The 26,131-nt window shown below is 61.2% G+C and carries 29 protein-coding genes and 1 pseudogene; 17 read left to right on the top strand and 13 right to left on the bottom strand.

Features of this window, described 5'->3' with window-relative positions; genetic code table 11:
* The first annotated feature begins 87 nt into the window (after window positions 1-87).
* Complete coding sequence (locus tag BM026_RS01580; RefSeq protein ID WP_071488054.1) at window positions 88-672, top strand: TetR/AcrR family transcriptional regulator; 585 nt, start codon at window positions 88-90, stop codon at window positions 670-672.
* Between the two features lies 1 nt (window position 673).
* On the opposite strand, the pseudogene BM026_RS01585 reads toward BM026_RS01580, so the two are convergent.
* A pseudogene (locus tag BM026_RS01585) lies at window positions 674-2,164 on the bottom strand (YifB family Mg chelatase-like AAA ATPase); the annotation flags it as partial.
* A gap of 213 nt (window positions 2,165-2,377) precedes the next feature.
* Window positions 2,378-2,641: an accessory factor UbiK family protein gene (locus BM026_RS01590; protein WP_093527180.1), complete on the bottom strand. Its 264-nt coding sequence runs from the start codon at window positions 2,639-2,641 to the stop codon at window positions 2,378-2,380.
* A 422-nt stretch (window positions 2,642-3,063) separates the two neighbouring features.
* On the opposite strand from BM026_RS01590, the gene glnK reads away from it, so the two are divergent.
* The 4 genes from glnK to sutA all read left to right on the top strand — a co-directional run bounded on the left by glnK (window position 3,064) and on the right by sutA (window position 5,838).
* On the top strand, window positions 3,064-3,402 hold the full coding sequence (gene glnK, locus BM026_RS01595; protein WP_002555808.1) for a P-II family nitrogen regulator: 339 nt from the start codon (window positions 3,064-3,066) through the stop codon (window positions 3,400-3,402).
* Between the two features lie 34 nt (window positions 3,403-3,436).
* Window positions 3,437-4,774 (top strand): ammonium transporter, encoded by a 1,338-nt coding sequence (locus BM026_RS01600; protein WP_071488051.1) that lies wholly within the window; start codon window positions 3,437-3,439, stop codon window positions 4,772-4,774.
* Window positions 4,775-4,985: 211 nt separating this feature from the next.
* Entirely contained in the window at window positions 4,986-5,411 is a 426-nt protein-coding gene (locus tag BM026_RS01605; RefSeq protein ID WP_010567185.1) for a secondary thiamine-phosphate synthase enzyme YjbQ, read from the top strand.
* Window positions 5,412-5,514: 103 nt separating this feature from the next.
* Window positions 5,515-5,838 carry a transcriptional regulator SutA gene (sutA, locus tag BM026_RS01610; RefSeq protein WP_092241708.1) on the top strand — a complete coding sequence of 108 codons (324 nt, stop codon included), beginning with the start codon at window positions 5,515-5,517 and terminating at the stop codon, window positions 5,836-5,838.
* 183 nt (window positions 5,839-6,021) lie between these two features.
* Here the strand turns inward: sutA and BM026_RS01615 are convergent, their stop codons facing one another.
* From BM026_RS01615 to BM026_RS01640, 6 genes are read right to left on the bottom strand one after another with little or no spacing between them, the layout of a single operon-like run.
* The gene (locus tag BM026_RS01615; protein WP_092241710.1) at window positions 6,022-6,717 is read right to left on the bottom strand and encodes an HAD family hydrolase; all 696 of its coding nucleotides are present in this window, start codon (window positions 6,715-6,717) and stop codon (window positions 6,022-6,024) included.
* On the bottom strand, window positions 6,714-7,613 hold the full coding sequence (gene xerC / locus BM026_RS01620; RefSeq protein WP_093514194.1) for a tyrosine recombinase XerC: 900 nt from the start codon (window positions 7,611-7,613) through the stop codon (window positions 6,714-6,716). The genes BM026_RS01615 and xerC overlap by 4 nt, the downstream gene beginning before the upstream one ends.
* Window positions 7,614-7,615: 2 nt before the next feature.
* Window positions 7,616-8,332 carry a DUF484 family protein gene (locus BM026_RS01625; protein WP_071488047.1) on the bottom strand — a complete coding sequence of 239 codons (717 nt, stop codon included), beginning with the start codon at window positions 8,330-8,332 and terminating at the stop codon, window positions 7,616-7,618.
* A gap of 13 nt (window positions 8,333-8,345) precedes the next feature.
* Entirely contained in the window at window positions 8,346-9,176 is an 831-nt protein-coding gene (dapF, locus tag BM026_RS01630) for a diaminopimelate epimerase (RefSeq protein WP_093120442.1), read from the bottom strand.
* Window positions 9,177-9,179: 3 nt separating this feature from the next.
* Window positions 9,180-10,427: a diaminopimelate decarboxylase gene (gene lysA / locus BM026_RS01635; RefSeq protein ID WP_092241716.1), complete on the bottom strand. Its 1,248-nt coding sequence runs from the start codon at window positions 10,425-10,427 to the stop codon at window positions 9,180-9,182.
* A 9-nt stretch (window positions 10,428-10,436) separates the two neighbouring features.
* Window positions 10,437-10,607: an LPS translocon maturation chaperone LptM gene (locus BM026_RS01640; protein ID WP_010207449.1), complete on the bottom strand. Its 171-nt coding sequence runs from the start codon at window positions 10,605-10,607 to the stop codon at window positions 10,437-10,439.
* Window positions 10,608-10,845: 238 nt separating this feature from the next.
* Between BM026_RS01640 and cyaY the strand changes: the two genes are divergently transcribed.
* The 3 genes from cyaY (at window position 10,846) to rnk (ending at window position 11,943) form a co-directional block, all read left to right on the top strand.
* Window positions 10,846-11,178 (top strand): iron donor protein CyaY, encoded by a 333-nt coding sequence (gene cyaY, locus BM026_RS01645; RefSeq protein WP_092241718.1) that lies wholly within the window; start codon window positions 10,846-10,848, stop codon window positions 11,176-11,178.
* 2 nt (window positions 11,179-11,180) lie between these two features.
* Window positions 11,181-11,399: a DUF1289 domain-containing protein gene (locus tag BM026_RS01650; protein WP_092242377.1), complete on the top strand. Its 219-nt coding sequence runs from the start codon at window positions 11,181-11,183 to the stop codon at window positions 11,397-11,399.
* 130 nt (window positions 11,400-11,529) lie between these two features.
* Complete coding sequence (rnk, locus tag BM026_RS01655; protein ID WP_058424215.1) at window positions 11,530-11,943, top strand: nucleoside diphosphate kinase regulator; 414 nt, start codon at window positions 11,530-11,532, stop codon at window positions 11,941-11,943.
* Here rnk and BM026_RS01660 read toward each other — a convergent pair.
* The 3 genes from BM026_RS01660 to BM026_RS01670 all read right to left on the bottom strand — a co-directional run bounded on the left by BM026_RS01660 (window position 11,940) and on the right by BM026_RS01670 (window position 15,584).
* Entirely contained in the window at window positions 11,940-14,780 is a 2,841-nt protein-coding gene (locus BM026_RS01660) for a class I adenylate cyclase (protein ID WP_093527182.1), read from the bottom strand. The two genes, rnk and BM026_RS01660, sit on opposite strands and share 4 nt — an antisense overlap.
* Window positions 14,781-14,948: 168 nt before the next feature.
* On the bottom strand, window positions 14,949-15,203 hold the full coding sequence (locus BM026_RS01665) for a TIGR02647 family protein (RefSeq protein WP_010207442.1): 255 nt from the start codon (window positions 15,201-15,203) through the stop codon (window positions 14,949-14,951).
* Window positions 15,204-15,299: 96 nt separating this feature from the next.
* The gene (locus BM026_RS01670; RefSeq protein ID WP_058424213.1) at window positions 15,300-15,584 is read right to left on the bottom strand and encodes a hypothetical protein; all 285 of its coding nucleotides are present in this window, start codon (window positions 15,582-15,584) and stop codon (window positions 15,300-15,302) included.
* A gap of 126 nt (window positions 15,585-15,710) precedes the next feature.
* Between BM026_RS01670 and BM026_RS01675 the strand changes: the two genes are divergently transcribed.
* Complete coding sequence (locus BM026_RS01675) at window positions 15,711-16,370, top strand: glutathione S-transferase family protein (protein WP_093514193.1); 660 nt, start codon at window positions 15,711-15,713, stop codon at window positions 16,368-16,370.
* A 28-nt stretch (window positions 16,371-16,398) separates the two neighbouring features.
* Here the strand turns inward: BM026_RS01675 and argH are convergent, their stop codons facing one another.
* Window positions 16,399-17,793, bottom strand: a complete 1,395-nt coding sequence (argH, locus tag BM026_RS01680) for an argininosuccinate lyase (protein WP_071488042.1) — start codon at window positions 17,791-17,793, stop codon at window positions 16,399-16,401.
* 504 nt (window positions 17,794-18,297) lie between these two features.
* Here argH and BM026_RS01685 point away from each other — a divergent pair.
* The 7 genes from BM026_RS01685 to rsd all read left to right on the top strand — a co-directional run bounded on the left by BM026_RS01685 (window position 18,298) and on the right by rsd (window position 24,684).
* Window positions 18,298-19,044, top strand: a complete 747-nt coding sequence (locus tag BM026_RS01685; RefSeq protein WP_093514192.1) for a LytR/AlgR family response regulator transcription factor — start codon at window positions 18,298-18,300, stop codon at window positions 19,042-19,044.
* Between the two features lie 138 nt (window positions 19,045-19,182).
* Complete coding sequence (gene hemC, locus BM026_RS01690) at window positions 19,183-20,124, top strand: hydroxymethylbilane synthase (RefSeq protein ID WP_093120456.1); 942 nt, start codon at window positions 19,183-19,185, stop codon at window positions 20,122-20,124.
* Complete coding sequence (locus tag BM026_RS01695) at window positions 20,121-20,879, top strand: uroporphyrinogen-III synthase (RefSeq protein ID WP_092241727.1); 759 nt, start codon at window positions 20,121-20,123, stop codon at window positions 20,877-20,879. Before hemC ends, BM026_RS01695 begins: the two co-directional genes overlap by 4 nt.
* An 18-nt stretch (window positions 20,880-20,897) precedes the next feature.
* Window positions 20,898-22,010: a uroporphyrinogen-III C-methyltransferase gene (locus tag BM026_RS01700; protein WP_093527184.1), complete on the top strand. Its 1,113-nt coding sequence runs from the start codon at window positions 20,898-20,900 to the stop codon at window positions 22,008-22,010.
* Between the two features lie 5 nt (window positions 22,011-22,015).
* Window positions 22,016-23,257 carry a heme biosynthesis protein HemY gene (locus tag BM026_RS01705; RefSeq protein WP_093120459.1) on the top strand — a complete coding sequence of 414 codons (1,242 nt, stop codon included), beginning with the start codon at window positions 22,016-22,018 and terminating at the stop codon, window positions 23,255-23,257.
* Between the two features lie 236 nt (window positions 23,258-23,493).
* On the top strand, window positions 23,494-24,015 hold the full coding sequence (locus BM026_RS01710; RefSeq protein WP_071488036.1) for a disulfide bond formation protein B: 522 nt from the start codon (window positions 23,494-23,496) through the stop codon (window positions 24,013-24,015).
* Between the two features lie 210 nt (window positions 24,016-24,225).
* Complete coding sequence (rsd, locus tag BM026_RS01715) at window positions 24,226-24,684, top strand: sigma D regulator (RefSeq protein WP_092241730.1); 459 nt, start codon at window positions 24,226-24,228, stop codon at window positions 24,682-24,684.
* Between the two features lie 56 nt (window positions 24,685-24,740).
* Here the strand turns inward: rsd and BM026_RS01720 are convergent, their stop codons facing one another.
* Entirely contained in the window at window positions 24,741-25,418 is a 678-nt protein-coding gene (locus tag BM026_RS01720) for an FKBP-type peptidyl-prolyl cis-trans isomerase (RefSeq protein ID WP_092241732.1), read from the bottom strand.
* 192 nt (window positions 25,419-25,610) lie between these two features.
* Between BM026_RS01720 and BM026_RS01725 the strand changes: the two genes are divergently transcribed.
* Window positions 25,611-26,131: AlgP family protein (locus BM026_RS01725; protein WP_218189396.1), on the top strand; the 521-nt coding region annotated here is incomplete at its 3' end.

Here is a 26,131-nt window from a genome sequence, read left to right on the forward strand (position 1 = left end):
TATTATTGAGCGACTGCTCAAGTATCCTTGAGCGATCGCTCAAAAAGCAAGCGCCGCTTATCTGCCGGTGCCTGGAAGGAATTGCCCATGTCGCGTATCGACCGTAAAGACCAGATCATCGCCGCCGCCCTGGAACTGTTTCGCAGCAAGGGTTTTGCCGATGTGTCCACCCGCGACCTGGCCGAACATGCAGGCCTGTCCCGCAGCCACGTCTATCACTACTTCAGCGACTGGAAGGAGCTGCGCCGCGAAGCCTTCGTGCGGTTTGCCAACGAGCAGCTGGACGAAGTACGCGCGCCCCTGGCAGAAGCAGCGCCCCTGGAAGCCTTTGTGGGTTTTTTGCGCGACTGCCTGCCAAGCACCGCCGATGCGGGGTGGGCGCTGTGGCTGGATGCCTGGGACGAAGCCATGCAGGACCCGGAAATGGCCCAGGCTTACCTGGCGATCAACGCCCAATGGCAAGGCATGCTCGCCGAGGTGATCGAGCGGGGTGTGGCTGCCAACGTCTTGCGTTGTGACTCGCCACAACGCGCTGCCCGCCAGATCTTTGCCGTGGCGATGGGCTATGCCGACGACCTGATGCTCAAACCCTCCATGGAGTCGGCCGAAGCGGCCCTGGATGAAGTGATGGAAGTGGCGCGGCTGCTGCTGGACTTCCCAGAGGCGCCCTAGCCGACGGCGCGGGCCGATATTGCAGCGCTTCCGCCAGGTGCGGTCGAGTGATGTTATCGGCGTGCTCGAGGTCAGCCAGGGTACGCGCCACTTTGAGCAGGCGATGGGCCGCGCGCAGGGATAGCGTCAACCGTTCACAGGCGGTTTCCAGCCAGCCTTCATCGGTCTTCGTCAGCTTGCAGTGCTTGCGCAGCCCTGGCAGATCAAGGAACGAATTCGCACAGCCCTGGCGTTGCCGTTGGCGATCGCGGGCCTGGGCGACCCGTGCCGATGCCTCGGCCGTGTTATCGCCCACCTGCTGGGTTGGATTCAACGCGGTGGTTTCCCGCGCCACAGTGAGGTGCAAGTCGATGCGGTCCAGCAAAGGGCCGGAGAGCTTGTTGCGATAGCGCTGAACCTGCTCCGGCGTGCAGCGACAACGCCCGTTGGGTTCGCCCATGTACCCGCAAGGGCAGGGGTTCATGGCGGCTACCAGTTGGAAGCGGGCCGGGAAGCTGACGCGATCGCGGGCGCGGGAAATGACGATGTGGCCCGATTCCAGAGGCTCGCGCAGCACCTCCAGCACCTTGCGGTCGAACTCCGGCAATTCATCGAGGAACAGTACGCCGTGATGGGCCAGGGTAATCTCCCCAGGCTGCGGTTTCGACCCGCCGCCCACCAATGCCGGACCTGATGCAGAGTGGTGCGGCTGGCGAAACGGTCGGTGTGGCCAGTGACTCAGCGGTGCCAGGCTGACGACCGACTGGATAGCCGCCACTTCCAAGGCTTCCTGCTCGTTCAACGGTGGCAACAAACCCGGCAGGCGACTGGCAAGCAGTGTCTTGCCGGTGCCGGGCGGGCCGCTGAACAGCAGGTTATGCGCGCCCGCCGCCGCGATCAGCAGTGCGCGCTTGGCGGCGAGCTGGCCCTGTACTTCGCTCAGGTCAGGGTATGGCTTGTTCAGGTACAGCAAGCCGTCGGACTTGTAGGGCTCTATGGGCTGATGCCCATTCAGGTGCGCCACGACCTGCAGCAAATGATCTACCGCAATCACCTTCAACCCCGAGGCCAGGCACGCCTCCTCGGCATTCGCCCGCGGCACTATCACGGTGCGCCCGGCCTTGCGTGCCGCCAACGCGGCCGGCAGCACGCCTTTCACTGCTCGCACTTCGCCGGACAGCGCCAACTCGCCGAGGCATTCCACCTCATCGAGCATCAGCGCCGGCACTTGAACGCTGGCCGCCAGGATGCCCAGCGCTATCGCCAGGTCAAAGCGCCCGCCGTCCTTGGGCAGGTCGGCGGGTGCCAGGTTGAGGGTGATGCGCCGAGCAGGGTATTGCAGGGCGGAGTTGAGAATGGCGCTGCGCACCCGGTCCTTGCTTTCCTTGACGGCGGTTTCCGGCAAACCCACCAGGGTGAGGGATGGCAAACCGTTGGCCATGTGCACTTCGACGGTGACGGCAGGGGCTTCGACGCCGATCTGGGCGCGGCTGTGGACGATGGCGAGGGACATGCTCGTTCCTTGAAAAGAGGGCCGCTTCCTGCGGTTTTTCAAGGGTAGACGAGGTGGAGAAATGCGAGGCGAGGGAGGTTTTACAGAACGTATCCAGAGTCGTTCGCAGCGCTTTATGTGGGAGCTGGCTTGCCTGCGATAGCATCGCCTGCGTGCAACTGATACACCGAGGCGTCTGCATCGCAGGCAAGCCAGCTCCCACACTGACCGCGTTTATTCAGCAGAGGGCGGTGTTATCTTGGCTTCCAGCTCAGCGACTTTGGCCTCCAGGCTCTCCAGCCGCGCACGTGTGCGGGCCAGCACCACCATCTGGCTATCAAACTCTTCCCGGCTCACCAGGTCGAGTTTGCTGAAGCCGCTTTGCAGCAGCGCCTTGAACTGGCTTTCGATTTCATTGCGGGGCAGCGGGGTGTCGCCGCTGAACAGGCGAGAGGCGTGGCCGCTCAGGGCGTCGAGGAGGTCTTTGGGCGCGAGCATGGGAAATATTCCGGAATACTGTTGGCCGGCAGTGTACCACGCAGCGTCTATAGTCTTTTCCGTGGCGGCGAGCGCACGCTTTTCGCGCAGCGGGTCGGGCGGTGTCGCACTGTTTTTGTGCGCATTGCCGCCATCAAAAAGCCCCGCAGTTGGGCAAAAGTGAGCAAAGGACTGATTTCAGTGATTTTTACGGAGCTGGCAAGGTTTCTGCTTAGACGATCATGACCCATGCACTGATGCAGTCGCTGTGACGAATGCAGTGCGCCGACGGATCAGGGGTACAGGTTTCGTCACCAGTGGTTCGCTGGCGTCGCAACGGCAAATGCCGAGGCGACGACGCGTTACAAAGCCAGGCACTGCGCTTAGACTTGAGACGGGTTTGTTTTCCTGGGGCAAGTCCACCAATTCGGGAGAGAGTTTTCATGAAGCTAGTCACTGCCATCATCAAGCCGTTCAAGTTGGACGATGTACGCGAGTCGTTGTCCGAGATCGGCGTGCAGGGCATTACCGTTACTGAGGTCAAAGGCTTCGGTCGGCAGAAGGGTCACACCGAGCTGTATCGCGGCGCGGAATACGTAGTCGATTTCCTGCCGAAGGTGAAGATTGATGTCGCGATTGACGACAAGGATCTTGACCGGGTTATCGAGGCGATAACCAAGGCCGCCAACACTGGCAAGATCGGTGACGGCAAGATCTTCGTGGTCAATCTGGAACAGGCTATTCGTATCCGTACCGGCGAAACCGATACCGACGCAATCTAAGCCGCCAAACCCCAACGCCCCAGGAGAAAACAATATGACTCTGCGTAAATTCGCAGGGCTCGGAGCCCTGTTGTCCATCGTAATGCCAAGCCTGGCCATGGCGGCAGACGAAGTGGCGGCTCCAGTCCTCAATTCCGGTGACACAGCGTGGATGCTCACATCCACCGCGCTGGTGCTGTTCATGACCATTCCAGGCCTGGCGCTGTTCTACGGCGGCATGGTGCGCTCCAAAAACATTCTTTCCGTGATGATGCAATGCTTCGCCATCACTGGCCTGATCAGCGTGTTGTGGGTCATCTACGGCTACAGCATCGCGTTCGACACGACCGGTATGGAGCAGGGCGTCGTCAACTTCAACTCCTTCTTCGGCGGCATGGGCAAGGCGTTCCTGGCGGGCGTGACCCCGGCCAGCATCACCGGGCCTGCGGCGTTGTTCCCGGAAGCGGTGTTCATCACCTTCCAGATGACCTTCGCCATCATTACCCCGGCGCTGATCGTCGGTGCGTTCGCCGAGCGTATGAAGTTCTCCGCGATGCTGATCTTCATGGCCATCTGGTTCACCCTCGTCTATGCGCCAATCGCACACATGGTCTGGAGCGGTAATGGTGGCTTGCTGTGGGACTGGGGCGTGCTGGACTTCGCCGGTGGCACAGTGGTGCACATCAACGCCGGTGTGGCTGGCCTGGTGGCGTGCATCGTGCTCGGCAAGCGTAAAGGCTTCCCGACCACCCCGATGGCACCGCACAACCTCGGTTACACCCTGATCGGCGCGGCCATGCTGTGGATCGGCTGGTTCGGCTTCAACGCCGGCTCGGCCGCTGCGGCCAACGGCACTGCCGGCATGGCGATGCTGGTCACCCAGATCGCTACTGCTGCTGCGGCGCTGGGCTGGATGTTCGCCGAGTGGATCACCCACGGTAAGCCAAGCGCACTGGGCATCGCCTCGGGTGTGGTGGCTGGCCTGGTAGCCATCACCCCAGCCGCTGGCACCGTCGGGCCGATGGGCGCCCTGGTGATCGGCCTGGTCGCCGGTGTGATCTGCTTCTTCTGCGCCACCAGCCTCAAGCGCAAGCTTGGCTACGACGACTCCCTGGACGCATTCGGCGTGCACGGTATCGGCGGTATCGTCGGCGCGATCCTCACCGGTGTATTCGCAGCCCCTGCGCTGGGCGGCTTCGGCACGGTGACTGACGTGGCTGCACAGGTCTGGATCCAGGCCAAAGGGGTCGGCTTCACGGTGATCTACACCGCTATCGTGACCTTCATCATCCTCAAGGTGCTGGACATGGTCATGGGCCTGCGGGTGACCGAAGAGGAAGAGGCGGTCGGCCTCGACCTGGCGCAACACAACGAGCGCGGCTACAACCTGTAAGTACGCGAAAAAAAGATGCCCGGCTTGCCGGGCATTTTTTTGTCTGTTGTTTGTCAGTCATAACGAGCTGTACCGGTTTTTATCCAGTGTTTGTGATGGGATGCACACGGCACTTTTCCGCATGCCAATGTCTTACAGGCATGTAGGCGTATTCGGCACTTTGTTTTTTCCCTGAGCGCGCTAGAATGCGCGCCGATGGGCGGAGAACTGTATGTGGCAACAGACCCTGATTACCCTGCGGGCCAAGCCCCGGGGCTTTCACCTGGTAACCGATGAGTTGCTGGCCGGCTTGCCTGAATTGAAGGCCTGTCGCGTGGGCTTGTTGCATCTGTGGCTGCAGCACACCTCGGCCTCGTTGACCGTCAACGAGAATGCCGACCCGGCGGTACGCCGTGACTTCGAACGTTATTTCAATTCGCTGGTGCCGCAAGGCCTCGCAGGGTTCGAACACAACGACGAAGGTCCGGACGACCTGCCGGCGCACTTCAAGGCCAGTCTCCTGGGCTGCCAGCTGAGTTTGCCGGTGAAGGCCGGCCGCTTGGCGATGGGGACCTGGCAAGGTGTTTATCTGGGCGAGCACCGTGATCATGGCGGTGCTCGTAAAGTCCTCGCCACCTTGCACGGTGATGGGGCATAAGCCACTGGTTAACCAGTGGATGTTGATTTTTTTCCGGCAGCCGTCGACAGAGGGTGAAGCTGGGCTATAACTAATCTGCTTTTCGCAAGTCATGAGGTAGAACATGAGCGACGATGATCTGGAAAACGACGAACTCGAAGTAGGTGACGAAGACGACACCGAAGAAGGCCTTGAGGCGGCGGAAGACGTTGCCGACGACGACAGTGGCGATGATGCGCCTGTCCCGGCCGCCAAAGGCAAAGCCAAGGCAGCTGTGTCGGTAGATGAATTGCCAAGCGTTGAAGCCAAGAACAAAGAGCGTGATGCCCTGGCCCGTGCGATGGAAGAGTTCCTCGCTAAAGGCGGCAAAGTGCAGGAAGTCGAGGCCAACGTGGTGGCAGACCCACCGAAGAAGCCGGATAACAAGTACGGCAGCCGACCTATTTGAGGTCAGTCACCTGCTTGTAAGAAAAAGCCCGCCGTCGCTGCGGGTTTTTTCATGCCTGGACGTTACCGGCGATAAAAATGTGGGAGGGGGCTTGCCCCCGATAGCGGTGTATCAGCCAACGAATATATTGGCTGACCCACTGTAATCGGGGGCAAGCCCCCTCCCACATGTTGACCTACGGTGTTACTTCCAGCTGCGCAGCAGTTCCGGCAACTCTGTCAGGCTACGAATCTGCGCATCCGGTCGCTTGTCCCCCTCCCATGCCTTACCCGTCGGGTTAAACCACACTGCCCGTAACCCCGCCTGCTGCGCCCCGGCAATGTCATCCCCCGGATGATCGCCAACATGCACCGCCGCACTTGCGTCCACGCCACCACGCTGCAAGGCCTCCTGAAACAACCGCGCATCTGGCTTGGCGATGCCGATATCTTCGGCCCGCAGTGCAAAATGGAAGTAGTCCGCCAGGCCAACACGCTGCACATCGGCATTGCCGTTGGTGATCACACCCAGCAGGAAGTGCTGGCGTAGCGCCTGGAGCATAGGCTCGGCTTCGGGAAACGGAGTGAGCTGGTGGCGCGCATGAATGAATGCTTCGAAGCACACATCGGCCATTTCCGTGGCCTCAGGCTGCGGATAACCAGCCTCTTCAAATGCATGCATCAACACCCGGTGACGCAGGATGCTGATGCGGTGTTTCAGCTCGGGATGGCGCTCCAGCACCTGTTGGCGAAGACTGGCGAAGTGTTCCAGCGGCAAATCGCCGACCTTGGCGGCGTTAAGCGCCAGCCATTCGCGCATCGACGCCTCGGCGCTGATGATGACAGGTACGTTGTCCCAGAGCGTGTCGTCCAGGTCGAAGGTGATCAGCTTGATACTCATGAGTCGCCGTCCTTGATGCGTTTGGCCCTTGGGTGGGCGCTGTCGTATACCGTTGCCAGGTGTTGGAAATCCAGATGGGTATAGATCTGTGTGGTCTTGATATCGGAGTGGCCCAGTAGCTCTTGCACGGCGCGCAGGTCCTGGGACGATTCCAGCAGATGGCTGGCGAAAGAGTGTCGCAGCATATGTGGGTGCAGGTTCTGCCCCAGCTCTCGCTCCCCGGCGGCCTTCACCCGCACCTGAATCGCCCTTGGTCCAAGACGCCGGCCTTGCTGGCTGACGAACACCGCATCGTCCGCCGGGTTGGTCAGCAGGCGCAGCGGCAACCACAGCTGCAATGCTTCCCGTGCCTTGCGGCCTACCGGTAGGACGCGGGTCTTGCTGCCCTTGCCGAGCACTTGCACCAGGCCGTCGGCCAGGTCCAGTTGATCCAGGTTCAGGCCGGTCAGCTCAGAAAGGCGCAGGCCCGAGGAATAGAACAGTTCCAGAATCGCCTGGTCGCGGTGGGCCAGGAAATCATCCTCGACCGCACCGTCCAACAGTTGCAGGGCACGGTCAGTGTCCAGGGTCTTGGGCAGGCGCCGCTCGCCCTTGGGTGGCGACAGGCCGTTGGCCGGGTCGTGGTCGCACAGGCCTTCACGGTTCAGGTAGTGATAGAGCCCACGCACCGCCGAGAGCAGGCGCGACAGGCTGCGCGAGGATTGGCCGGCCTGATGCAGTCGCGCGATCAGGCTGCGCAGGCCCTGGATATCCAGGGCCTGCCAGCTGCTGATCTGTTGTTTTTCGCAGTACGTCAGGACCTTGTTCAAGTCCCGTCGATAGGCTTCCAGGGTATGGGGCGACACCTGGCGCTCGTTGCGCAGGTGAGCGCAGTAAGCGTCCAGTTGCCGATCCATGGCTAGCGCACCGCGCGCAGGGCGGTGGTGAAACGCGGCAAGACGCGGCCCAGTACTTCGGCGATGTAGGTCAGGAACAAGGTACCCACGGAGCTTTTGTAGTGCTGAGGATCGCGGCTGGCGATGGCCAGCACGCCATGCAGGCCTTGATGACTGAGGGCGACGACGGCAGTGGAGCCGATCTGCTTGCGCTGTTCGGCCCCAAACAGGAAGTCCAGCTCATGCTCACGCAAGGTGCCGCTGATGGTCTTGCCTTCGGACAGCAGGCCACCGATGGTGGTTTGTGCGTCGCTGCCGCTGACCCAACGACCCACCGGCATCGGGTTGTCGCTGAACAGGATCAGGCTCACGAACGGCACCTGGAAGTCCTGGCGCAGGCTGTCTTCCACCGCGATCACCGTTTCTTCAAGACTGGTGGCATCCATCAGGGTCAGGATCAGGCGGCGGGTTTTCTCGAACAGGCGATCGTTGTCGCGGGCGACGTCCATCAGGTGCGAGAGCTTGTGGCGCATTTCAATGTTGCGCTCGCGCAGGATCTTCATCTGCCGCTCTACCAGCGATACGGTATCGCCGCGCTGGTGAGGGATGCGCAGGGCCGGCAACAGCTCTTCGTGTTCGACGAAGAAGTCCGGATTAGCCTCAAGGTACGCCGCGACAGCAGCGGCCTCCAGGCTGTTGCTCGGGGATGCTTGTGCGGGTACTTGAGGCTTATCGGTCATTGGCTTGGCTCACTCATAGACGGACCTGTCCTTCGTATACGCGCGAGGCCGGCCCGGTCATCATCACCGGGTGGCCAGGGCCAGCCCACTCGATGGACAAGCGTCCGCCGGGCAGGTCGATCAGCAGTGGCGAATCCATCCACCCCTGGCTGATCGCGGCCACGGCAGCGGCGCACGCACCGGTGCCGCAGGCCTGGGTTTCTCCGGCGCCGCGTTCCCACACGCGCAATTTCGCGCGGGAACGGTCGATCACCTGCAGGAAGCCCACGTTGACCCGTGCCGGAAAGCGCGGGTGGTGTTCGATCTTCGGCCCCCATTCATGCACGGGCGCATTGTTGATGTCGTCGACCCGCAGCACGGCATGGGGGTTGCCCATGGATACGGCGGCAATATCGATGGTCTTGCCGTCCACGTCCAACGCATAGCTGACAGCCTGCTCGGTGGCCTGGAACGGAATATCCGCCGGCACCAGGCGTGGCGCGCCCATGTTGACGCTGATCTGGCCATCGCTGCGGATATCCAGCTCGATCACGCCGCTCTTGGTCTCGACGCGGATCTGCCGCTTGGCGGTCAGGCGCTTGTCCAGCACAAAGCGCGCGAAGCAGCGTGCACCGTTGCCGCACTGTTCCACTTCGGAGCCGTCGGAGTTGAAGATCCGGTAACGGAAATCCACCTCCGGGTTGCTCGGCGCCTCGACGATCAGCAACTGGTCGAAACCAATGCCGGTGTGACGATCGCCCCACTGTTTAGCGTGCTTGGGCAGGATATGCGCGTGCTGGCTGACCAGGTCGAGGACCATGAAATCATTGCCCAGCCCGTGCATCTTGGTAAAACGCAGCAGCATGGCTTACTCCGGCAGCAGGCTTTCGCCAGCATACAACTCGGCTACCGTCTCGCGGCGACGCACTTCAAACGCTTGATCACCGTCCACCAGCACCTCGGCGGTACGCCCGCGGGTGTTGTAGTTGGAACTCATGACAAACCCATAGGCACCGGCCGAATGCACGGCCAGCAGATCGCCTTCTTCCAGGGCCAGCTGACGATCCTTGGCCAGGAAGTCGCCGGTCTCGCAGATCGGGCCGACGATGTCGTAGGCGCGGGCTTCACTGGCGCGAGGCGTCACGGCGGTGACATTCATCCAGGCCTGGTACAGCGCCGGGCGGATCAGGTCGTTCATCGCCGCATCGACGATGGCGAAGTCCTTATGCTCGGTGTGCTTGAGGTACTCGACCTGGGTCAGCAGCACGCCCGCGTTGGCGACGATATAGCGGCCCGGCTCGAACATCAGCGTCAGGTCGCGGCCTTCGATGCGCTCGCGCACGGCCTGGATATAGTCAGCGATCAGCGGTGGCTCTTCATCGCGGTAACGCACGCCCACGCCACCACCGAGGTCGATGTGGTGCAGGTAGATGCCGCATTCGCCAAGACGGTCGATCAGCGCAAGCAGGCGGTCGAGGGCATCCAGGAACGGAGGCAGGCTGGTCAGTTGCGAACCGATGTGGCAGTCGACGCCCAGCACTTCCAGGTTTGGCAGTTGGGCAGCGCGGATGTACACGTCTTCGGCGTCGGCAATGGCGATACCGAACTTGTTCTCTTTGAGACCGGTGGAAATGTACGGGTGGGTGCCGGCGTCGACGTCCGGGTTGACGCGCAGGGAGATCGGCGCGCGAACGCCCATCTCGGCGGCCACGACCTGCAGGCGCTCGAGTTCATCGGTGGATTCGATGTTGAAGCAATGCACGCCGACTTCCAGGGCGCGGCGCATGTCTTCGCGGGTCTTGCCGACGCCGGAGAACACGATCTTGTCGGCTTTTCCGCCGGCAGCCAGCACACGTTCCAGCTCGCCACGGGAGACGATGTCAAAACCAGCGCCGAGGCGCGCCAGGACATTCAGTACACCCAGGTTGGAGTTGGCCTTGACCGCGTAGCACACCAGGTGCGGCACGCCGTCGAGCGCATCGGTGAACGAGCGGTACTGGGCTTCGATATGCGCACGGGAATACACATAGGTCGGGGTGCCAAAGCGCTCGGCAATCGCGGACAACGCCACGCCTTCCGCGAACAGCTCGCCGTCCCGGTAGTTAAAAGCGTCCATGGAATACCCTTATTCGTAGGTGTCGTGCTTATGCGCTTTGGATGGTTTTTGCGACGATTGCGCCTGTTCATTCGGGTCTTTGCTGTCATCGGGCAGGTACAGCGGGCCTTTTTGACCACAGGCACTAACGAGGCAAGCGACCGCGACGAGCGCAGCAAGGGAAGAGATCAGGCGCTTCATGGCGAAATCCTTGAATATGCATTAATTGCGCCCGAGTATACCGACCACCCGCCAGCTTGCCTATGCGCTGGAATACCCGTCCGGCGGGGGTTTGCCGACATGGAGATGAAGTGGACTACGCTGGCCGTGGATATTTCGTACCGCCAATCGTGATGGAATCGGTATCCTTTGCAATCGGCGGGGCTCGCCCGTATCGTGCGGCGCTCGAGCAAAACCAGACACTTTTGAGGTTGCCACAATGAGTTTGACCGAAGCCCGTTTTCACGACCTGGTGGATTCGACCCAGCAGGCGCTGGAAGATATTTTCGACGACAGCGGCCTGGACGTGGACCTGGAAAACTCGGCCGGTGTACTGACCGTCAAGTTTGAAAACGGCACTCAATTGATCTTCAGCCGCCAGGAACCGCTGCGCCAATTGTGGCTGGCTGCGCGTTCCGGTGGTTTTCACTTTGATTTCAACGAAGAAGACAACAATTGGCAGTGTGACACCAGCGATGAACTGCTCAGTGAAATGCTCGCGCGCCTGGTCAAGGAACAAGCCGGCGCCGACCTGGATTTCGACGAGATTTGATGGTGACCCAGCCTGCTCCCGTCCGTCCGCCCAAGCCGCTGTTCAGTAATGTCAGCCCGGCGGTGCCGTCACCTTGTATCAGTTTGTGTCGCCTGGACGAGCAGAAAGTCTGCCTCGGCTGTTTTCGCCATGTGGAAGACATCCGTGAATGGCGCTCTGCCGACGATGCACGGCGCCGGATCATCTGCGCCGAGGCCGAGCAGCGCCGGGCCCGCGCCTGAGGCCGTCTTGTTTATTTGTGACGCTGTGGTAGTGTCCGGATACGCCTCAACTCATCGAGGCCCGTGAGAACCCCGCCTTTCCTGGCGGGGTTTTGCTTTTTTGTGCAGAAAAAAGGAGTCTGCCTGAATCATGACCACCGCACCGTCCATCATCCTCACCCGTCTTGACGTGCAGCGTCTGGAGCAACTGATCGACCGCCTGGGCGACGAATCTCCCGGCGTCGAAGCGTTGCAAGCCGAACTCGACCGCGCCGAAGAAGTGGTTGGCCACGATGAAGTGCCTGCGGGTGTCGTGACCATGAACTCCAGCGTGCATTGCCGTGAGCAAGGCAGCGGCAAGGACTACCACCTGACCCTGGTCTACCCGAAAGATGCCAATGCCGATGAAGGCAAGATCTCGATCCTGGCACCGGTAGGCAGTGCTTTGCTTGGCCTGCAGGTTGGCCAGCATATCGACTGGCCGGCCCCTGGCGGCAAGACGCTCAAGCTGGAATTGCTCAGTGTTGAAGGCCAGCCCAAGGACGGCGGTGCCTTCCCTCTTTAAATCCGGCTCAGCGCCTCGTTGAGCGACAGTTCCAGCTCGGCCTTGTAGCGCAGGTACAGGTTGCTGGGGCTTTGCACATCACCGAGCAGGCCGGACAGGTCTAAGTCGGTGATGTAGCAGCGGTAACGTTCGGGCTCCCGGCGTTGCCCGACGATTTCCTGGGCGACCACTGCAAACAGCTGGTCGCCAAATTCCAGCTCGGAAAACTCCCGCTGATTGCAGTACAGGGTGATCCCCACTTGGCCCGGCGCTGCCTTGCCGATAATCGCCTGCACGTCATAGAACGGTTTATTCGCCGGGTTCGACGGCGCAGGGCGAGGCTCGATGCCGCGCGCGCGACCGCTGCCCGACGGCAACAGTTGGTAATACAAGGTTTGCACTGCGCCCAGTGGCTCATGCGTGTCCAGCGGTGACAGCGCGTCGCGGCGATAAATGATCGACTGCAAAAAGCGCTGCAATGGCGCCAGCAGGCTCTGTTCGTCATGGAACGGCAAGCGCTGCTGCCACAACGCGTTGAATTCATCCAGCACATACAACTCGGCGAAGCCTTCGTTGACTCGGTAGAACACCTGCACGCAATCGGCTAGCCCCATCGGCAGCAGCAGCGCCAGGTCATGGTCTTCCAGGGCCATGGCGTCCAGATGCAGCGGGCTGTAGCAGGCCAGTTCTTCGCTGAGGTAGGCGATCAGCGCGTCCTGGGTGGGCAGTGACACGTGGGTCGCCTGGCCCGGTATCAGCTCCATCACGTGATAGTGCTGCTGTACCTGGAGCAGGTAACGGTGATTGTCCTGACCGAGCAGCAGGTTCTGGGCGGTGTCGAAGATTTCTTCCACGCGCTGGGCAATGAACTGTGCGCGGTTGTGACAGAAGCAGCGCACCCGCAGCCGTGGCAGATGGTCCGCCGGCAATTGATTGAGGTAGTCGCGCAGGCAGTCGAGCAGGGCGTGAGGGCCGTCGTAGCGGCTGACCATCACCTCGTTCCAGCTGTTGAGCGTGACCTGGTCCAGGGTCAGCACCAGGTTGTCGCGCACACCGGCATAACTCAGGGAGTCGGTGCGTTCGGTGGTCATCAGGATGTTCAGGTCGCGGTGGTGCTTGAGCGGGTCGACGCCGACGTTGATCAGCAGCAGGACTTCCTCAGGCACCGCCGAGCGCAGCAGGCGCTCTTCATCGACGCTGGCCAGGGGCAGGGCGACGCTCTGTTGCAGGCTGCCCAACAGGTTGAACAGCTCGAACTCAGTCATGTCGCTGGTGCCGGGGTGCAGGGCCAGGCGGGTGCTGCTGTCGATCACACCGTTGCGATGGCACCAGGTGAGCATCTCCAGCAGGTCGCGGCTGCGCTTGATCGGCGCGAAGTGCTCCCATTCCAGGGCCGTGAGGTTGCCGTTGTACAGGCCCCAGTGGTGTTGGCCCGGCTCCTTGCGGTTGGGCGATTGCACCAGGGTCAGGGTGTCTTCGGCCAGGTCCGGGGCGATGCCGGGGTTGATGAACTCGACTTTGCCGGCCTTGCGTTCAAAGGCGGCATACAGGCGCCGGCCCAATACGTTGAGGTCGCGCTTGTTGATCAGGCTGACGGTCTGTTCGGTGCGAGCGAACTGGGTCAGGAAGCGATAGCTGTAATTGAGCTCGTTGACCAATGCGCGGCGCTCGGAGGCGACCTGGCGTACTTTCCATTGGCTGCGACTGTCCAGCAGTGTCAGTTGGCGCTGGTCCCAGCCCCATTCATGGGCCAGGCGCTCCAGCAGCAGGCGTTGCCAGCTGGTGCTGCGCTGGCCGGCGCTGAGCTTGCGGTTGACCTTGAGGTACAGCGCACGCCGCACCAGCTCCAGGCGTTCTGGCTCGTTGCGGGCCTTGAGGTATTCCTCGATACGGCGGTAGACCACGATGTAGGGGTCCAGCTCGTCCAGGTCCATCTGGTTGGCGAATACCGCGCGCTTGAAGCGCAGGCTCAGGCAGTGCACGTTCGGGTGTTCGCTGGCATAGACCTCGGTCAGCAGCAGTTTGAGCACCGACTTGTAGGGCGACTCGATGCCCTTGAACAGCTGCCACAACCCGGCGCCGATGAATTCGCCCGGAGGGATGCGCGCCAGGTGGCCAAGGTCCAGGGTTTCGTCGGCACGGATAAAGCGCTTGGAAATCAGCGTGTGGGTGAACTCGGCATAACGAGTCTCTTCATACACCGGCACCAGCCACCAGATCGGTGTACGCCCGGCCAGCCAGATGGCGGTGCGGTAGAACTCGTCCAGCAACAGGTAATGCTGGGTGGTGCCGCAATCGTCGGAACTCAGTTGTGTGTCGCGCTCACCGAGCACAAAGCGTGTCGGCTCGATCAGGAAGAAGTGCGCCTCGGCACCCATGGTCAGGGCCCAGGCTTCCAGCAGTTGGCATTTCTTGCGCAGTTCGGCCAGTTCCACCTCGCTCAGGTCGGCGGCGTGACACACCCACACATCCATATCGCTCTGGTCGGCCTGGGCCAGCGTCCCAAGGCTGCCCATCAGAAACAGGCCGTGAATCGGTCGCGGTGGGTTGCCGTGGCGTGGCTTGTAGGAGAACGAGCGGGTCAGGCGCTGGGCTTCGGTCAGTGCCTGGGCGTCGGGTTCGAAATTCGACAGGCCGGCCGGTGTACTGCCCGATACATAGCCGGGCAGCAACGGGTGATTGACGTGGAAGAACAGCGGCAACAAGGTCAGCACGCTTTGCTGACGCGGAGTCAGCCCTTCGACAGCCCGGGCCATGCGCCCTTCGTTGAGGGCCATGAAACGCGCGCGCAATTGGGCCAGCACCTTACGGTCGATGCCTTCGTCCAGGTCGGGGCGGATCTCATGGGTGCGGGTCATGTCGAAGTCGGTGGCTCGCAGAGCCCGACGTGGGCGGCCATGTAGGAGTTTACAGCCAGTAGCGTAGGAGGTTTAGAGGGAAATGGATTTTGACGTCAGAATTTTCGCACCTCCAAAGCAATGCCCCCGGAATCCGCCAGTAGCGGACTCCATGGGCGATGTAGGGTATCAGGCAGCTTCTTTGGTAGTGGCAGTGGTCAGGATGGTCAGCAGGGTCTGGGCTTGTTCGGCAGCGTCCCGGCCAAGGCTGGTCAGGTAGCCCCCGTCCGGTTGGTCGATAAGTCCTTTCGCGTGCAGGCGCTTGGCAGCAGCGATGGCAGTGGGCGCGGCGGTCTGGTGAACTTTCAGACCTTCCTTGGTGCTGTCCAATGGGAAGAGTACAAGGATTTCCAGTTCGGCAACCAACTCAGGGGTATACGACATAAGGACTCCAGACTTTCTAAGAATTTATTAGAGGCTAGCAGGCCATAAGGTGAACGCACTTTGCCGAACTGTCCAGCGTGTTGCTGCGCCCCCTGATTATTGCTTTTCCGGGGGCAGTTCCGGCAGGGCGCGCAGTGCAGTTTCATACCATTCGGTATTGAACGCACGGTCCTCTTCCAATAGCGCATCAATCTCGACAGCCAGCACGTGGGCCATCAGTTGCAGGATCTCTTCACGCTCGTAACCCACCAGTGTCAGCTTGTTGAACGTGGCTTTGGCCGCCGGCGGGTTTTCGCTTTCGATCTGGTTCTCGATTGCTTCGATCAGGGTGTTTTCGGCGAATTCTTCTTCGTCGTTGTCGATATCGGTCGGCTCGCTCATGGCTGGCTCCTCAAGGAAAGGGCGTCAGTCTACCCCCATTCAGGCGGGTGATGCTGCTGGCAAGGCCGGGCCCTGGGGGCTATAACCCTTGCAGCCAACCCCATTCCCGGCCTGGAGGCACCTGCAATGCTCAAGCTCTACGGATTCTCGGTCAGCAACTACTACAACATGGTCAAGCTGGCGCTGCTGGAGAAGGGACTGCCGTTCGAAGAGGTGCCCTTTTTCTCTGGGCAGACCCCCGATGTCTTTGCGGTGAGCCCACGTGGCAAGGTGCCGGCCCTCGGCGTCAAGCAGGGGTTTATCAACGAAACCAGTGTGATCCTCGAATACATCGAACAGACCCAGGAAGGACCTTCGCTGTTGCCCGCCGAGCCGTTCCAGCGAGCCCAGGTGCTGGCGCTGTGCAGGGAGATCGAGTTGTACATCGAGCTGCCGGCCCGCGCGTGTTACGCCGAAGCGTTTATGGGCATGCCGGTGCCGGAGGCGATCAAGGAGAAGTCCAGGTCCGAGTTGCTGCTGGGGGTCGGTGCGCTGGGCAGGCACGGCAAGTTCGCGCCGTATGTGGCGGGGGAAAGCTTCACGATTGCGGATTTGTACTTCATGTACAGCGTGAACCTCGCCTGTGCGGTGGGCGAAAAACTGTTCGGCCTGGATTTGCTGGCTGAAATGCCGGCGGCCAAGGCGTTGCTGGACATGTTGCATGCGATGCCCAACGCTCAGAAAGTGGCGGAGGACAGGGAGGCGGCGATGCCTGCGTTCAGGGCCATGATTGCGGCCAAGAAATAACCCAGGCTGCACCGCACCTCCCACCTGTTTAGCGGCTTGCGAGCAGGGCCTGGCCGCGTACCACTGCGGCTTTTACCTGCGCCGGGGCGGTCCCGCCCACGTGGTTGCGGGCGTTCACCGAACCTTCCAGGGTCAGCACGGCAAACACGTCCTGTTCGATCTGGTCGCTGAACTGGCGCAGTTCTTCCAGACTCATTTCCGCCAGGTCCTTGCCGGTGTCCACGCCGTACTTCACCGCATGGCCGACGATTTCGTGGCAATCGCGGAACGGCAGGCCACGGCGCACCAGGTAGTCGGCCAGGTCGGTCGCCGTGGAGAACCCGCGCAGCGCCGCTTCACGCATGATCGCGTGCTTGGGCTTGATCGCCGGGATCATGTCGGCAAACGCACGCAGCGAGTCGCGCAGGGTGTCGGCGGCGTCGAACAGCGGCTCCTTGTCTTCCTGGTTGTCCTTGTTGTAGGCCAGGGGTTGGCCTTTCATCAGGGTCAGCAGGCCCATCAAGGCGCCGAACACGCGGCCGCTCTTGCCACGCACCAGCTCGGGCACGTCGGGGTTTTTCTTTTGCGGCATGATCGAGCTGCCGGTGCAGAAGCGGTCCGGCAGGTCGATGAACTGGAATTGCGCGCTGGTCCACAGCACCAGCTCTTCGGAGAAGCGCGACAGGTGCATCATCGCAATACTGGCGGCGGCACAGAATTCGATGGCGAAGTCACGGTCCGACACGCCGTCCAGCGAATTGCCGCCAACAGCGTCGAAGCCCAGCAATTGTGCGGTGTACTCGCGGTCGATCGGGTAAGTGGTGCCGGCCAGGGCGGCGCTGCCCAGAGGCATGCGGTTGGCACGCTTGCGGCAGTCCACCAGGCGCTCGTAGTCGCGGCTGAGCATTTCGAACCAGGCCAGCAAGTGGTGGCCGAAGGTCACCGGTTGCGCGGTCTGCAGGTGAGTGAAGCCCGGCATGATGGTGTCCGATTCACGCTCGGCCTGCTCCAGCAAACCTTTCTGCAGGCGGGTGATTTCGGACAGGATCAGGTCGATCTCGTCACGCAGCCACAGGCGGATATCGGTGGCCACCTGGTCGTTGCGGCTACGGCCGGTGTGCAGCTTCTTGCCAGTCACACCGATGCGGTCGGTGAGGCGGGCCTCGATGTTCATGTGCACGTCTTCCAGGTCGACGCGCCAGTCGAACGTGCCGGCTTCGATCTCGCCACGGATGGTGGTCAGGCCGTCGATGATGCTATCGCGCTCGGCATCGGTCAGCACGCCGACCTTGGCCAGCATCGTCGCGTGGGCGATGGAGCCCATGATGTCGTGGCGGTACAGGCGCTGGTCGAAGGTGACGGAGGCGGTGAAGCGGGCGACGAAGGCGTCGACGGGTTCACTGAAGCGGCCGCCCCAGGACTGGTTGGTCTTGTCGGTGCTCATGGATTCGCTCGTGATCTGCTTAATAAAGAGGCATGGAAGTGTGCCGGCGATAATAACAGGGTTGCCCGTGGACGCGGTGCTGCGGGTCGTCGGCATTTTTATTTGTGCAAAGGATGGCTAAGTGCCTTGCCGTCGACCGCGTCCAGGACGAGACTGAGGAAAGGGGCTTATTGAAACGATATTTGACGATTGAGCAATGTCGTCTCGGCGAGCGTCTACAGTTGGACTGATAGTGTGTGAATGCACCAAAGTCGGGTAATGCGGTCAGAGCCCAGACTATCCATTAAAAAGGGGGGTATTCGGATTGTGTATCAGCAAACCCTACGACGATGCCCGAAGGCAGCAGGTCTTGGGCGCTATTGAACAGGTCCGGGTAAATATGGGTGCCACTCTCAGGGCACTTTTTGCCGCTCGCGCTAGTCTTAGCGTGGATCGCTGTGACGCAAGTCACCGCACCTGTCTACGCTATCCTTGTGCGAGACTCACGCAGGAATCCAGCGCAATATGAATGTCCTGATCGTTGATGACGAACCCCAAGCCCGCGAGCGACTGAGCCGTCTGGTCAGTGAACTCGAGGGTTACGCAGTATTAGAGCCGAGCGCCACCACGGGCGAAGAGGCGTTGACGCTGATCGACAGCCTCAAGCCGGATGTGGTGTTGCTCGATATCCGTATGCCGGGCCTCGATGGCTTGCAAGTGGCGGCTCGATTGAGCGAGCGAGAGTCGCCACCTGCCGTGGTGTTTTGCGCAACCGGTGAAGAGTTTTCCACGGAAACGCTGGAAGCCAGCGGTGTCAGCTTCCTCATCAAACCGGTGGTGGGCGACGCCTTGCTCAAGGCCCTCAAAAAGGCTGAGCGCCCAACCCGCGTCCAGCTTGCCGCCCTGACTCAGCCTGCCGCCCAGAGTGGTAACGGGCCACGCAGCCATATCAGCGCCCGTACCCGTAAAGGCATCGAACTTATCCCGCTGAGTGAAGTGGTCTATTTTATTGCCGATCACAAGTACGTGACGCTGCGTCACCAGGGCGGCGAAGTGCTGCTCGATGAGCCGCTCAAGGCGCTTGAGGATGAGTTCGGCGACCGCTTCGTGCGTATCCACCGCAACGCGCTGGTGGCCCGTGAGCGCATCGAACGTTTGCAGCGCACGCCCCTGGGGCATTTCCAGCTTTTCCTCAAAGGCCTTAACGGCGACGCGTTGATCGTCAGCCGGCGGCATGTGGCCGGTGTGCGCAAGATGATGCAGCAGCTTTAGCCCAGGGGTTGTAGCGAGGCCTGCATTCCATATCCCGGTGCGAGGTGGCCAGGGAGGCCCCGCACTTGCTGATTCAAATCAAAGCGTATTTGCCTGAGCTGTTATTATCTGCCGTATCTATTCAGTACGGATTGATCCATGTCCTCTCGCGAAATCCGCATCGCCACTCGTAAAAGCGCCCTGGCCTTGTGGCAGGCCGAATACGTCAAAGCACGCCTTGAGCAGGCCCACCCTGGCCTCAAGGTGTCCCTGGTGCCCATGGTCAGTCGTGGCGACAAGCTGCTCGACTCGCCACTGTCGAAGATCGGCGGCAAGGGCCTGTTCGTCAAGGAACTGGAAACCGCGCTGCTGCAAAATGAAGCCGATATCGCCGTGCATTCGATGAAAGACGTACCCATGGACTTTCCAGAAGGCCTGGGCCTGTTTTGCATCTGTGAACGTGAAGACCCGCGTGACGCCTTCGTTTCCAATACTTATGCATCGTTGGATGAGTTGCCTCTGGGCAGCATCGTCGGTACGTCGAGCCTGCGTCGCCAGGCGCAGCTGCTGACTCGTCGTCCGGACCTGCAGATCCGCTTCCTGCGTGGCAACGTCAACACCCGCCTGGCGAAGCTGGATGCCGGTGAATATGACGCGATCATCCTCGCCGCCGCCGGCCTGATCCGTCTCGGTTTTGAAGACCGCATCACCTCGGCCATCAGCGTCGAGGACAGCCTTCCCGCCGGTGGGCAAGGCGCCGTTGGCATCGAATGCCGTACCGCCGACCGAGAAATCCACGCCCTGCTCAAACCTCTTGATCACCAGGACACCGAAGTGCGCGTCACGGCCGAGCGCGCCCTGAACAAGCACCTCAACGGTGGCTGCCAGGTGCCGATCGCCTGCTACGCCGTGCTCGAAGGTGAAAACCTGTGGTTGCGTGGCCTGGTGGGTGATCCGGAGGGTGGCACCCTGCTGACTGCCGAGGTCCGTGGCCCGCAACGTGATGCCACGGCCCTCGGTATCCAGGTGGCTGAAGCGCTGCTGGAGAAGGGCGCCGGTGCCATTCTGCAAAAAGTCTACGGCGAGGCCGGCCCGCAGTGACCGAATGGCGTGTGCTGCTGACGCGGCCTGCCGAGGAATCGATGGCCCTGGCGGCCACGTTGTCCGATGCGGGGGTTTTCAGCAGCAGCTTGCCGTTGCTGGATATTGAGCCGCTGCCGGTCACTCCTGAACAGCAGGCTGTCTTCCATGACCTGAGCCGCTACTGCGCGGTGATCGTGGTAAGCAAGCCGGCGGCGCGACTTGCGGTCGCGCAGTTGGATCGCGCATGGCCGCAGTTGCCATGGTTCAGTGTTGGCGCCGCCACCGCGCAGGTATTGGCTGATCACGGCCTCACCGTTCACTATCCCCCCACTGGCGACGACAGCGAGGCCTTGCTTCAATTGCCTGCGTTGCGCGAGGCTATCGCACGCCCTGATGCCCAGGTCTTGATCCTGCGAGGCGAGGGTGGTCGTGAGCTGCTGGCGGAGCGTTTGCGTGAGCAAGGTGCTAGTGTCGACTACCTGGAGTTGTATCGCCGTTTCCTGCCGGCCTACGACGCCGGGGTACTGATGCAACGCATCCAGTTGGAACGCTTGAACGGCCTGGTGGTCAGCAGTGGGCAGGGTTTTCTACACCTGCAAGCCCTGGCCGGAGCCGATTGGCCGCAAGTGGCACAGCTACCGTTGTTCGTGCCGAGCCCGCGAGTCCAGGAGATGGCGCGGGCCGCCGGTGCAGAAAAAGTTGTGGATTGTCGTGGTGCGAGTGCCGCGGCTTTGTTAGTGGCGATACGGAGCTATACCGTTCCCACTCTCTGAAACGCAAAGGACGGATACGTGAGCGAAACAGCCTTGCCTAAAGATGAAACCCAACCCGCACTTGATGCGCCGGTTGAGTCACCGGTCACCGCGCCGCGCCGTGGCAATGGCCTGGCAATCGTCGCCCTGCTGCTCGGAGCCGCCGGTGTTGCCGCCGGCGGTTGGGGGATCTGGCAGGTCCGCGCCCTGCAGGCCAGCAGCCTACAGCAGTTGGGCCAGGTGCAGACCCTCGATGACCAGTCCCAGTCCCTCAAGCAAAGCCAGCAGCAACTGGCGGCGCGCCTGGCGCAGTTGCCGGGTGCGGATGAGCTTGAGGAGCGCCGTCGTCTGGTGGCCCAGTTGCAGGGCGACCAGCAACGTCTGAGCCAGCGCCTGGAAACCGTGCTGGGCGCCAGCCGCAAGGACTGGCGTCTGGCCGAGGCCGAACACTTGATTCGCCTGGCGAGCCTGCGTCTGTCTGCCCTGCAGGACATCAACAGTGCGCAGGCGCTGGTGCAGGGTGCCGACGAGATTCTTCGCGAGCAAAGCGATCCCGGCTCCTACGCGGCACGCGAGCAATTGGCCAAGAGCCTTGCCGCGCTGCGTAGCACCGAGCAGCCGGACCGCACCGGGCTGTACCTGCAATTGGCGGCCTTGCGCGACCAGGTCGTGCAATTGGCGGCCATCGCCCCCGAATATCAGTTGACCGAGCCGGCCTCCCAAGGCCGCCCGACCACCGACACCGAAAGCCGCTGGAGCCAATGGTGGGAGCAGATTTCCCGCTACTTCCGCATCGACTTCAACCCGGATGACAACATCCGCCCGCTGCTGGCCGGCCAAGGCTTGAACCAGGTGCGCCTGGCCCTGAGCCTGGCCCTGGAGCAAGCACAATGGGCCGCTCTCAATGGCGAGTCGGCAGTCTATAGCCGCTCCCTGGGCGAGGCGCGCAGCGTCTTGCAGGACAACTTCAACCAGGACAACCCACAGAGCAAGGCGATGCTGGCGCGTATTGCAGAGCTTGAGCCCAAGGCGGTGTCGGTGGTGACGCCGGACCTGGCTGCGAGCCTGGCGGCTGTGCAGGCATACCTTGAGCGGCGTCATCTGTCTGCCGACGAAGCCAAGGCGGCGGCGACGCCGGCGAAGCAGGAGTAGAGCTGATGAAACGTTTCTATGTGGTCCTGGTGCTGGCGATTGCCATCGCGCTGGCGCTGGCGGTGGGAATTTCGAAACACACCGGTTACGTGCTGGTCACCTACCCGCACGTGCTGCATTACGAGTCAAGCCTGTGGGCGACCGTGGTGGCGGTGTTTGCCATCGGTTTGGCGATTTACCTGATCCGCGTGCTCCTGAACCTGGTCACCACTTCCGGTGGCGTGGTCAACCCGTGGTCGCGGCGCAACCGCAGCCGCCGCGTGCAGATCGCCATCGAACAAGGTCAGATGGACCTCGCCGAAGGCCGCTGGGCCAGCGCCGAGCGCCACCTGCACCGCGCTGCCGAAGCCGAGCGTCAGCCACTGCTGTACTACCTCGGCGCGGCCCGTGCTGCCAATGAGCAGGGGCGCTACGAAGAGTCCGATGGTTTGCTGGAGCGTGCCCTGGAGCGTCAGCCCCAGGCCGAGCTGGCGGTTGCCTTGAGCCATGCCCAACTGCAACTGGACCGTGGTGATACGGAGGGTGCGCTGACCACCTTGCAGGCGATGCACGAACGCCATCCCCATAACGCGCAGGTGCTGCGCCAATTGCAGCGCTTGCATCAGCAGCGGGGCGACTGGTCATCGGTGATCCGCCTGTTGCCGGAATTGCGCAAGGACAAAGTCCTGCCCGCCAGTGAACTGGCCGAGCTTGAGCGTCGTGCGTGGGGCGAGAACCTCAGCCTCGCAGCCCAACGTGAAGAACAGGGCGAGGCCGGCTTGCAGTCCCTTGAACGGGCTTGGCAACAACTGACATCCGCTCAGCGTCAGGAGCCGCAATTGGTCCTGGCCTATGCCGAGCAATTGCGTCAACTGGGCGCCGACGCCAAGGCTGAGGAAGCATTGCGCGGCGCCATCAAGCGTGGTTACGACAGCCACCTGATCCGGCTGTATGGTCTGTTGCGTGGCAGCGATCCGGCCCGGCAGCTGAAGTTTGCCGAAGGTTGGCTGAAGGATCATCCTGGCGATGCCAGCCTGCTGCTGACGTTGGGCCGTCTGTGCCTGCAAAACAGTTTGTGGGGCAAGGCACGAGACTATCTGGAAAGCAGCCTGCAAGTGCAGCGTAACCCTGAGGCCTGCGCCGAGCTGGCGCGCTTGTTGGCCCAACTGGGTGACACCGAGCGCAGTAACCAATTGTTCCAGGAAGGGCTGGGTTTGCTGGATAACCGTTTGCTGGCCTCACCGTTACCCGTCCCGGCTCGGGTTTGAGGTAGGAAGACAGGCGAGGGTTGGCTCGGATATATCTGGCAGCCAATCCCTCAGGACCTCGGAAAGCAGCTATCAGCGCGATTGTAGGTAAAGTCCGACCCTCTGTTGTCTAAAGTCTTCCATCTTCTGGCGGGATCTCCTTACCCTCTCGCGGAATCGTCTGCTCCAGCATGTATTGAAAGCGGTCAGGCCTTTCCTCTACCGTAGCGACCTATCTTTCGCGATGCGGATAAAGCATGTCTTTGGCCCCTTCACGCTCCTTGTATGTCCTTGCGTTCCTGGCGGGTGCGCTGACATTGGGCGCCTCGTTTTACCTCGAGTTCGGGGTCTCGTTGCGTCCTTGCTTCCTGTGCCAGATGCAGCGGGGTTTCCTGGCCGGTTTCACATTAGTCAATCTGGTCGCCGCCCTTCATAACCCCAAGCGCTCGGTTATCTGCCTGTATGGGCTGGCGAGCATGGGCTTCGCACTGCTGGGTGCCATTACCGCCGTACGCCAGGTACTGCTGCAAAACGCCGCACCGGGACAGTCGGCTGATTGCTGGCCCAGCCTGCATTACATGATCGAAAACCTGTCGTTTTGGCAGGCTCTGCAATTGACCGTCAAAGGCACCGTCGACTGCGTTGAGATCAACTGGACGCTGTTTGACTTGAGCCTGCCGGAGTGGAGCCTGCTGTTCTTCATTGGGATGTTGATACTGGGCGTCATGCAATTTTCACAGCTGTTTTTGAGCCAGCGTTTGCGCCCGGCGAGGCGCTGATATCGGGTCGCAGTTTGTAGGACGGGATTAAACACTTGTATGAACTTTCTCTCCTGCGTACCTTGAAGCCATAGTCATGCGGGCATAATCTGGCCCGCACGTGTAGTTCAAACCGTTTGTCAGATGCGGCCTTGTCCGGCTGCTGCTTTATCCTTGAAGTGTTGCGCGGGCACCAGGCGGCAGCGCCCCTATTAGGGAAGAGAGATCATCATGCTGGAAAGTTGTCAGAATGCTCAGGAACGCTGGGGTGGGGTGCACAAGCTGATCGACAGCTGGCTGAAGGCACGTCACGAACTGGTTCGGGCCTTTGATGCTCTTGGCGCCAAGCCTGAAGCACTGGCCGAGAACCGTGAACCGTTGCAGGACTTTTGTGGTGTCTTGGTGGACTACGTGTCAGCCGGCCATTTCGGTGTCTACGAGCAACTGACCAAGGAGGCGGAGGCCTTTGACGATCAGCGTGGCCTGGATTTGGCGGAGACCCTCTACCCGCGCATCGATGTCATCACTGAGAAGCTGCTCGAGTTCACCGACCTGTGCGATGCCGGTAACTGTGTGGCGGATAAATTCAAAGAATTGGGCGCGTTGCTTCACGAACGATTCGAGCTGGAAGACTGCTTGATCGAAGTGCTGCACAACGCTCACAAGGAAGAGTCTGCTACCCAGGCTTGATCCTCGATAATAGGGGTACAAAAAACGGTGCGCATGGCGCACCGTTTTTTGTTGCCTCAGTGTCGGGTACCGAGCAATTCGATCTCGAACACCAGGGGTGTATAGGGCGGGATCAATTCGCCGGCACCGTCGGCGCCATAGGCCTGGGACGATGGAATCACCAGGCGCCATTTGGCGCCCACCGGCATCTGTTGCAACGCGTTGCTCCAACCGCTGATCACACTGTCCAGGCGAAACCATTGAGGTTGCGCGCTCTGGTCGAACACTGTCCCATCGGGTAGCCGTCCCACGTACTTCACTTGAACCTGATCGCTGGCCTTCGGCTTGTCGCCAGTGCCTGGGGTGAGCTCGGTAAGCAGGATTCCATCCGCCAACTCGCGCACACCCTTTGCGGCTTTTTCTTTGCTCAGGAATTGTTGTTCGGCCGCGAGTGCTTTTTCGCTTTGAGGTGCCTGCGCGTCAGCTTCGCTTTGTGCTTCGTGCTGGGCAAGAATCTGTTCGATGCGTGCGTTGTCCAGCGCCAGGGGTTTGCCTTGATAGGCTTGTTTGAGGCCTTCGACCAGCGCCTGGATCTGCAAGTCGGGAACCTCCTGGCGCAGGCGTTCGCCGAGGCTGGCGCCCAGGCTGTAGGCGAGGTCGTGCTGGTTCTGGTCGGTGTTTTTTACCGGCGATTGTTCGCTCGCATTGGCCACCGAAATCGCCAGGCCAAGCACAAGAAAAAAGTAACGCGACATGGGCATCCTCCCGCCGAAAGTGCGACGGATTATGCCAGTGTGGTGACGTAAAAAGTGCCGCGTATTTTCGTTATCTCGATAAGAATTTTCTCACGGTGCAACGCCAGGCAAACGATACTGTCAACATGCCCTAGCGGCGGTAAGAGCAGAGGGCTAGTATGAGCCGCACCCACGTCAGCCAGGAGGTAAACCATGTCGGCCAAACAGAAGCCTGTTAATACCCCGTTGCATTTACTCCAACAACTCTCGGGCAGCTTGCTCGAACATCTGGAAAGCGCCTGTTCCCAAGCGTTGGCCGATGCAGAAAAACTGCTCGCCAAGCTGGAAAAACAACGCGGTAAAGCGCAAGAGAAGCTGCACAAATCCCGCACCAAACTGCAAGACGCCGCTACTGCCGGCAAGGCCAAGGCACAAGCCAAAGCCAAAGACGCTGTCAAAGAACTTGAGGATCTGCTGGACGCCCTCAAGGATCGCCAAGCTGAAACCCGCGCCTACATTTCCCAACTTAAAAAAGATGCTCAGGAAAGCCTGAAGCTGGCCCAGGGCGTTGGTCGTGTGAAGGAAGCCGTGGCTAAGGTGTTGGGCGCTCGTACCCCAGCTAAAGCTGTTGCAGCGAGCGCGGCGAAGAAGCCGGCGAGCAAAGCTGTTGCTGCCAAGGCACCCGCTAAAGCCGTAGCAAAACCTGCTGCTGCCAAACCAGCCGCCAAGCCAGC

The sequence above is a fragment of the Pseudomonas sp. NFPP24 genome (assembly GCF_900112095.1).
Classification (GTDB): domain Bacteria; phylum Pseudomonadota; class Gammaproteobacteria; order Pseudomonadales; family Pseudomonadaceae; genus Aquipseudomonas; species Aquipseudomonas extremorientalis.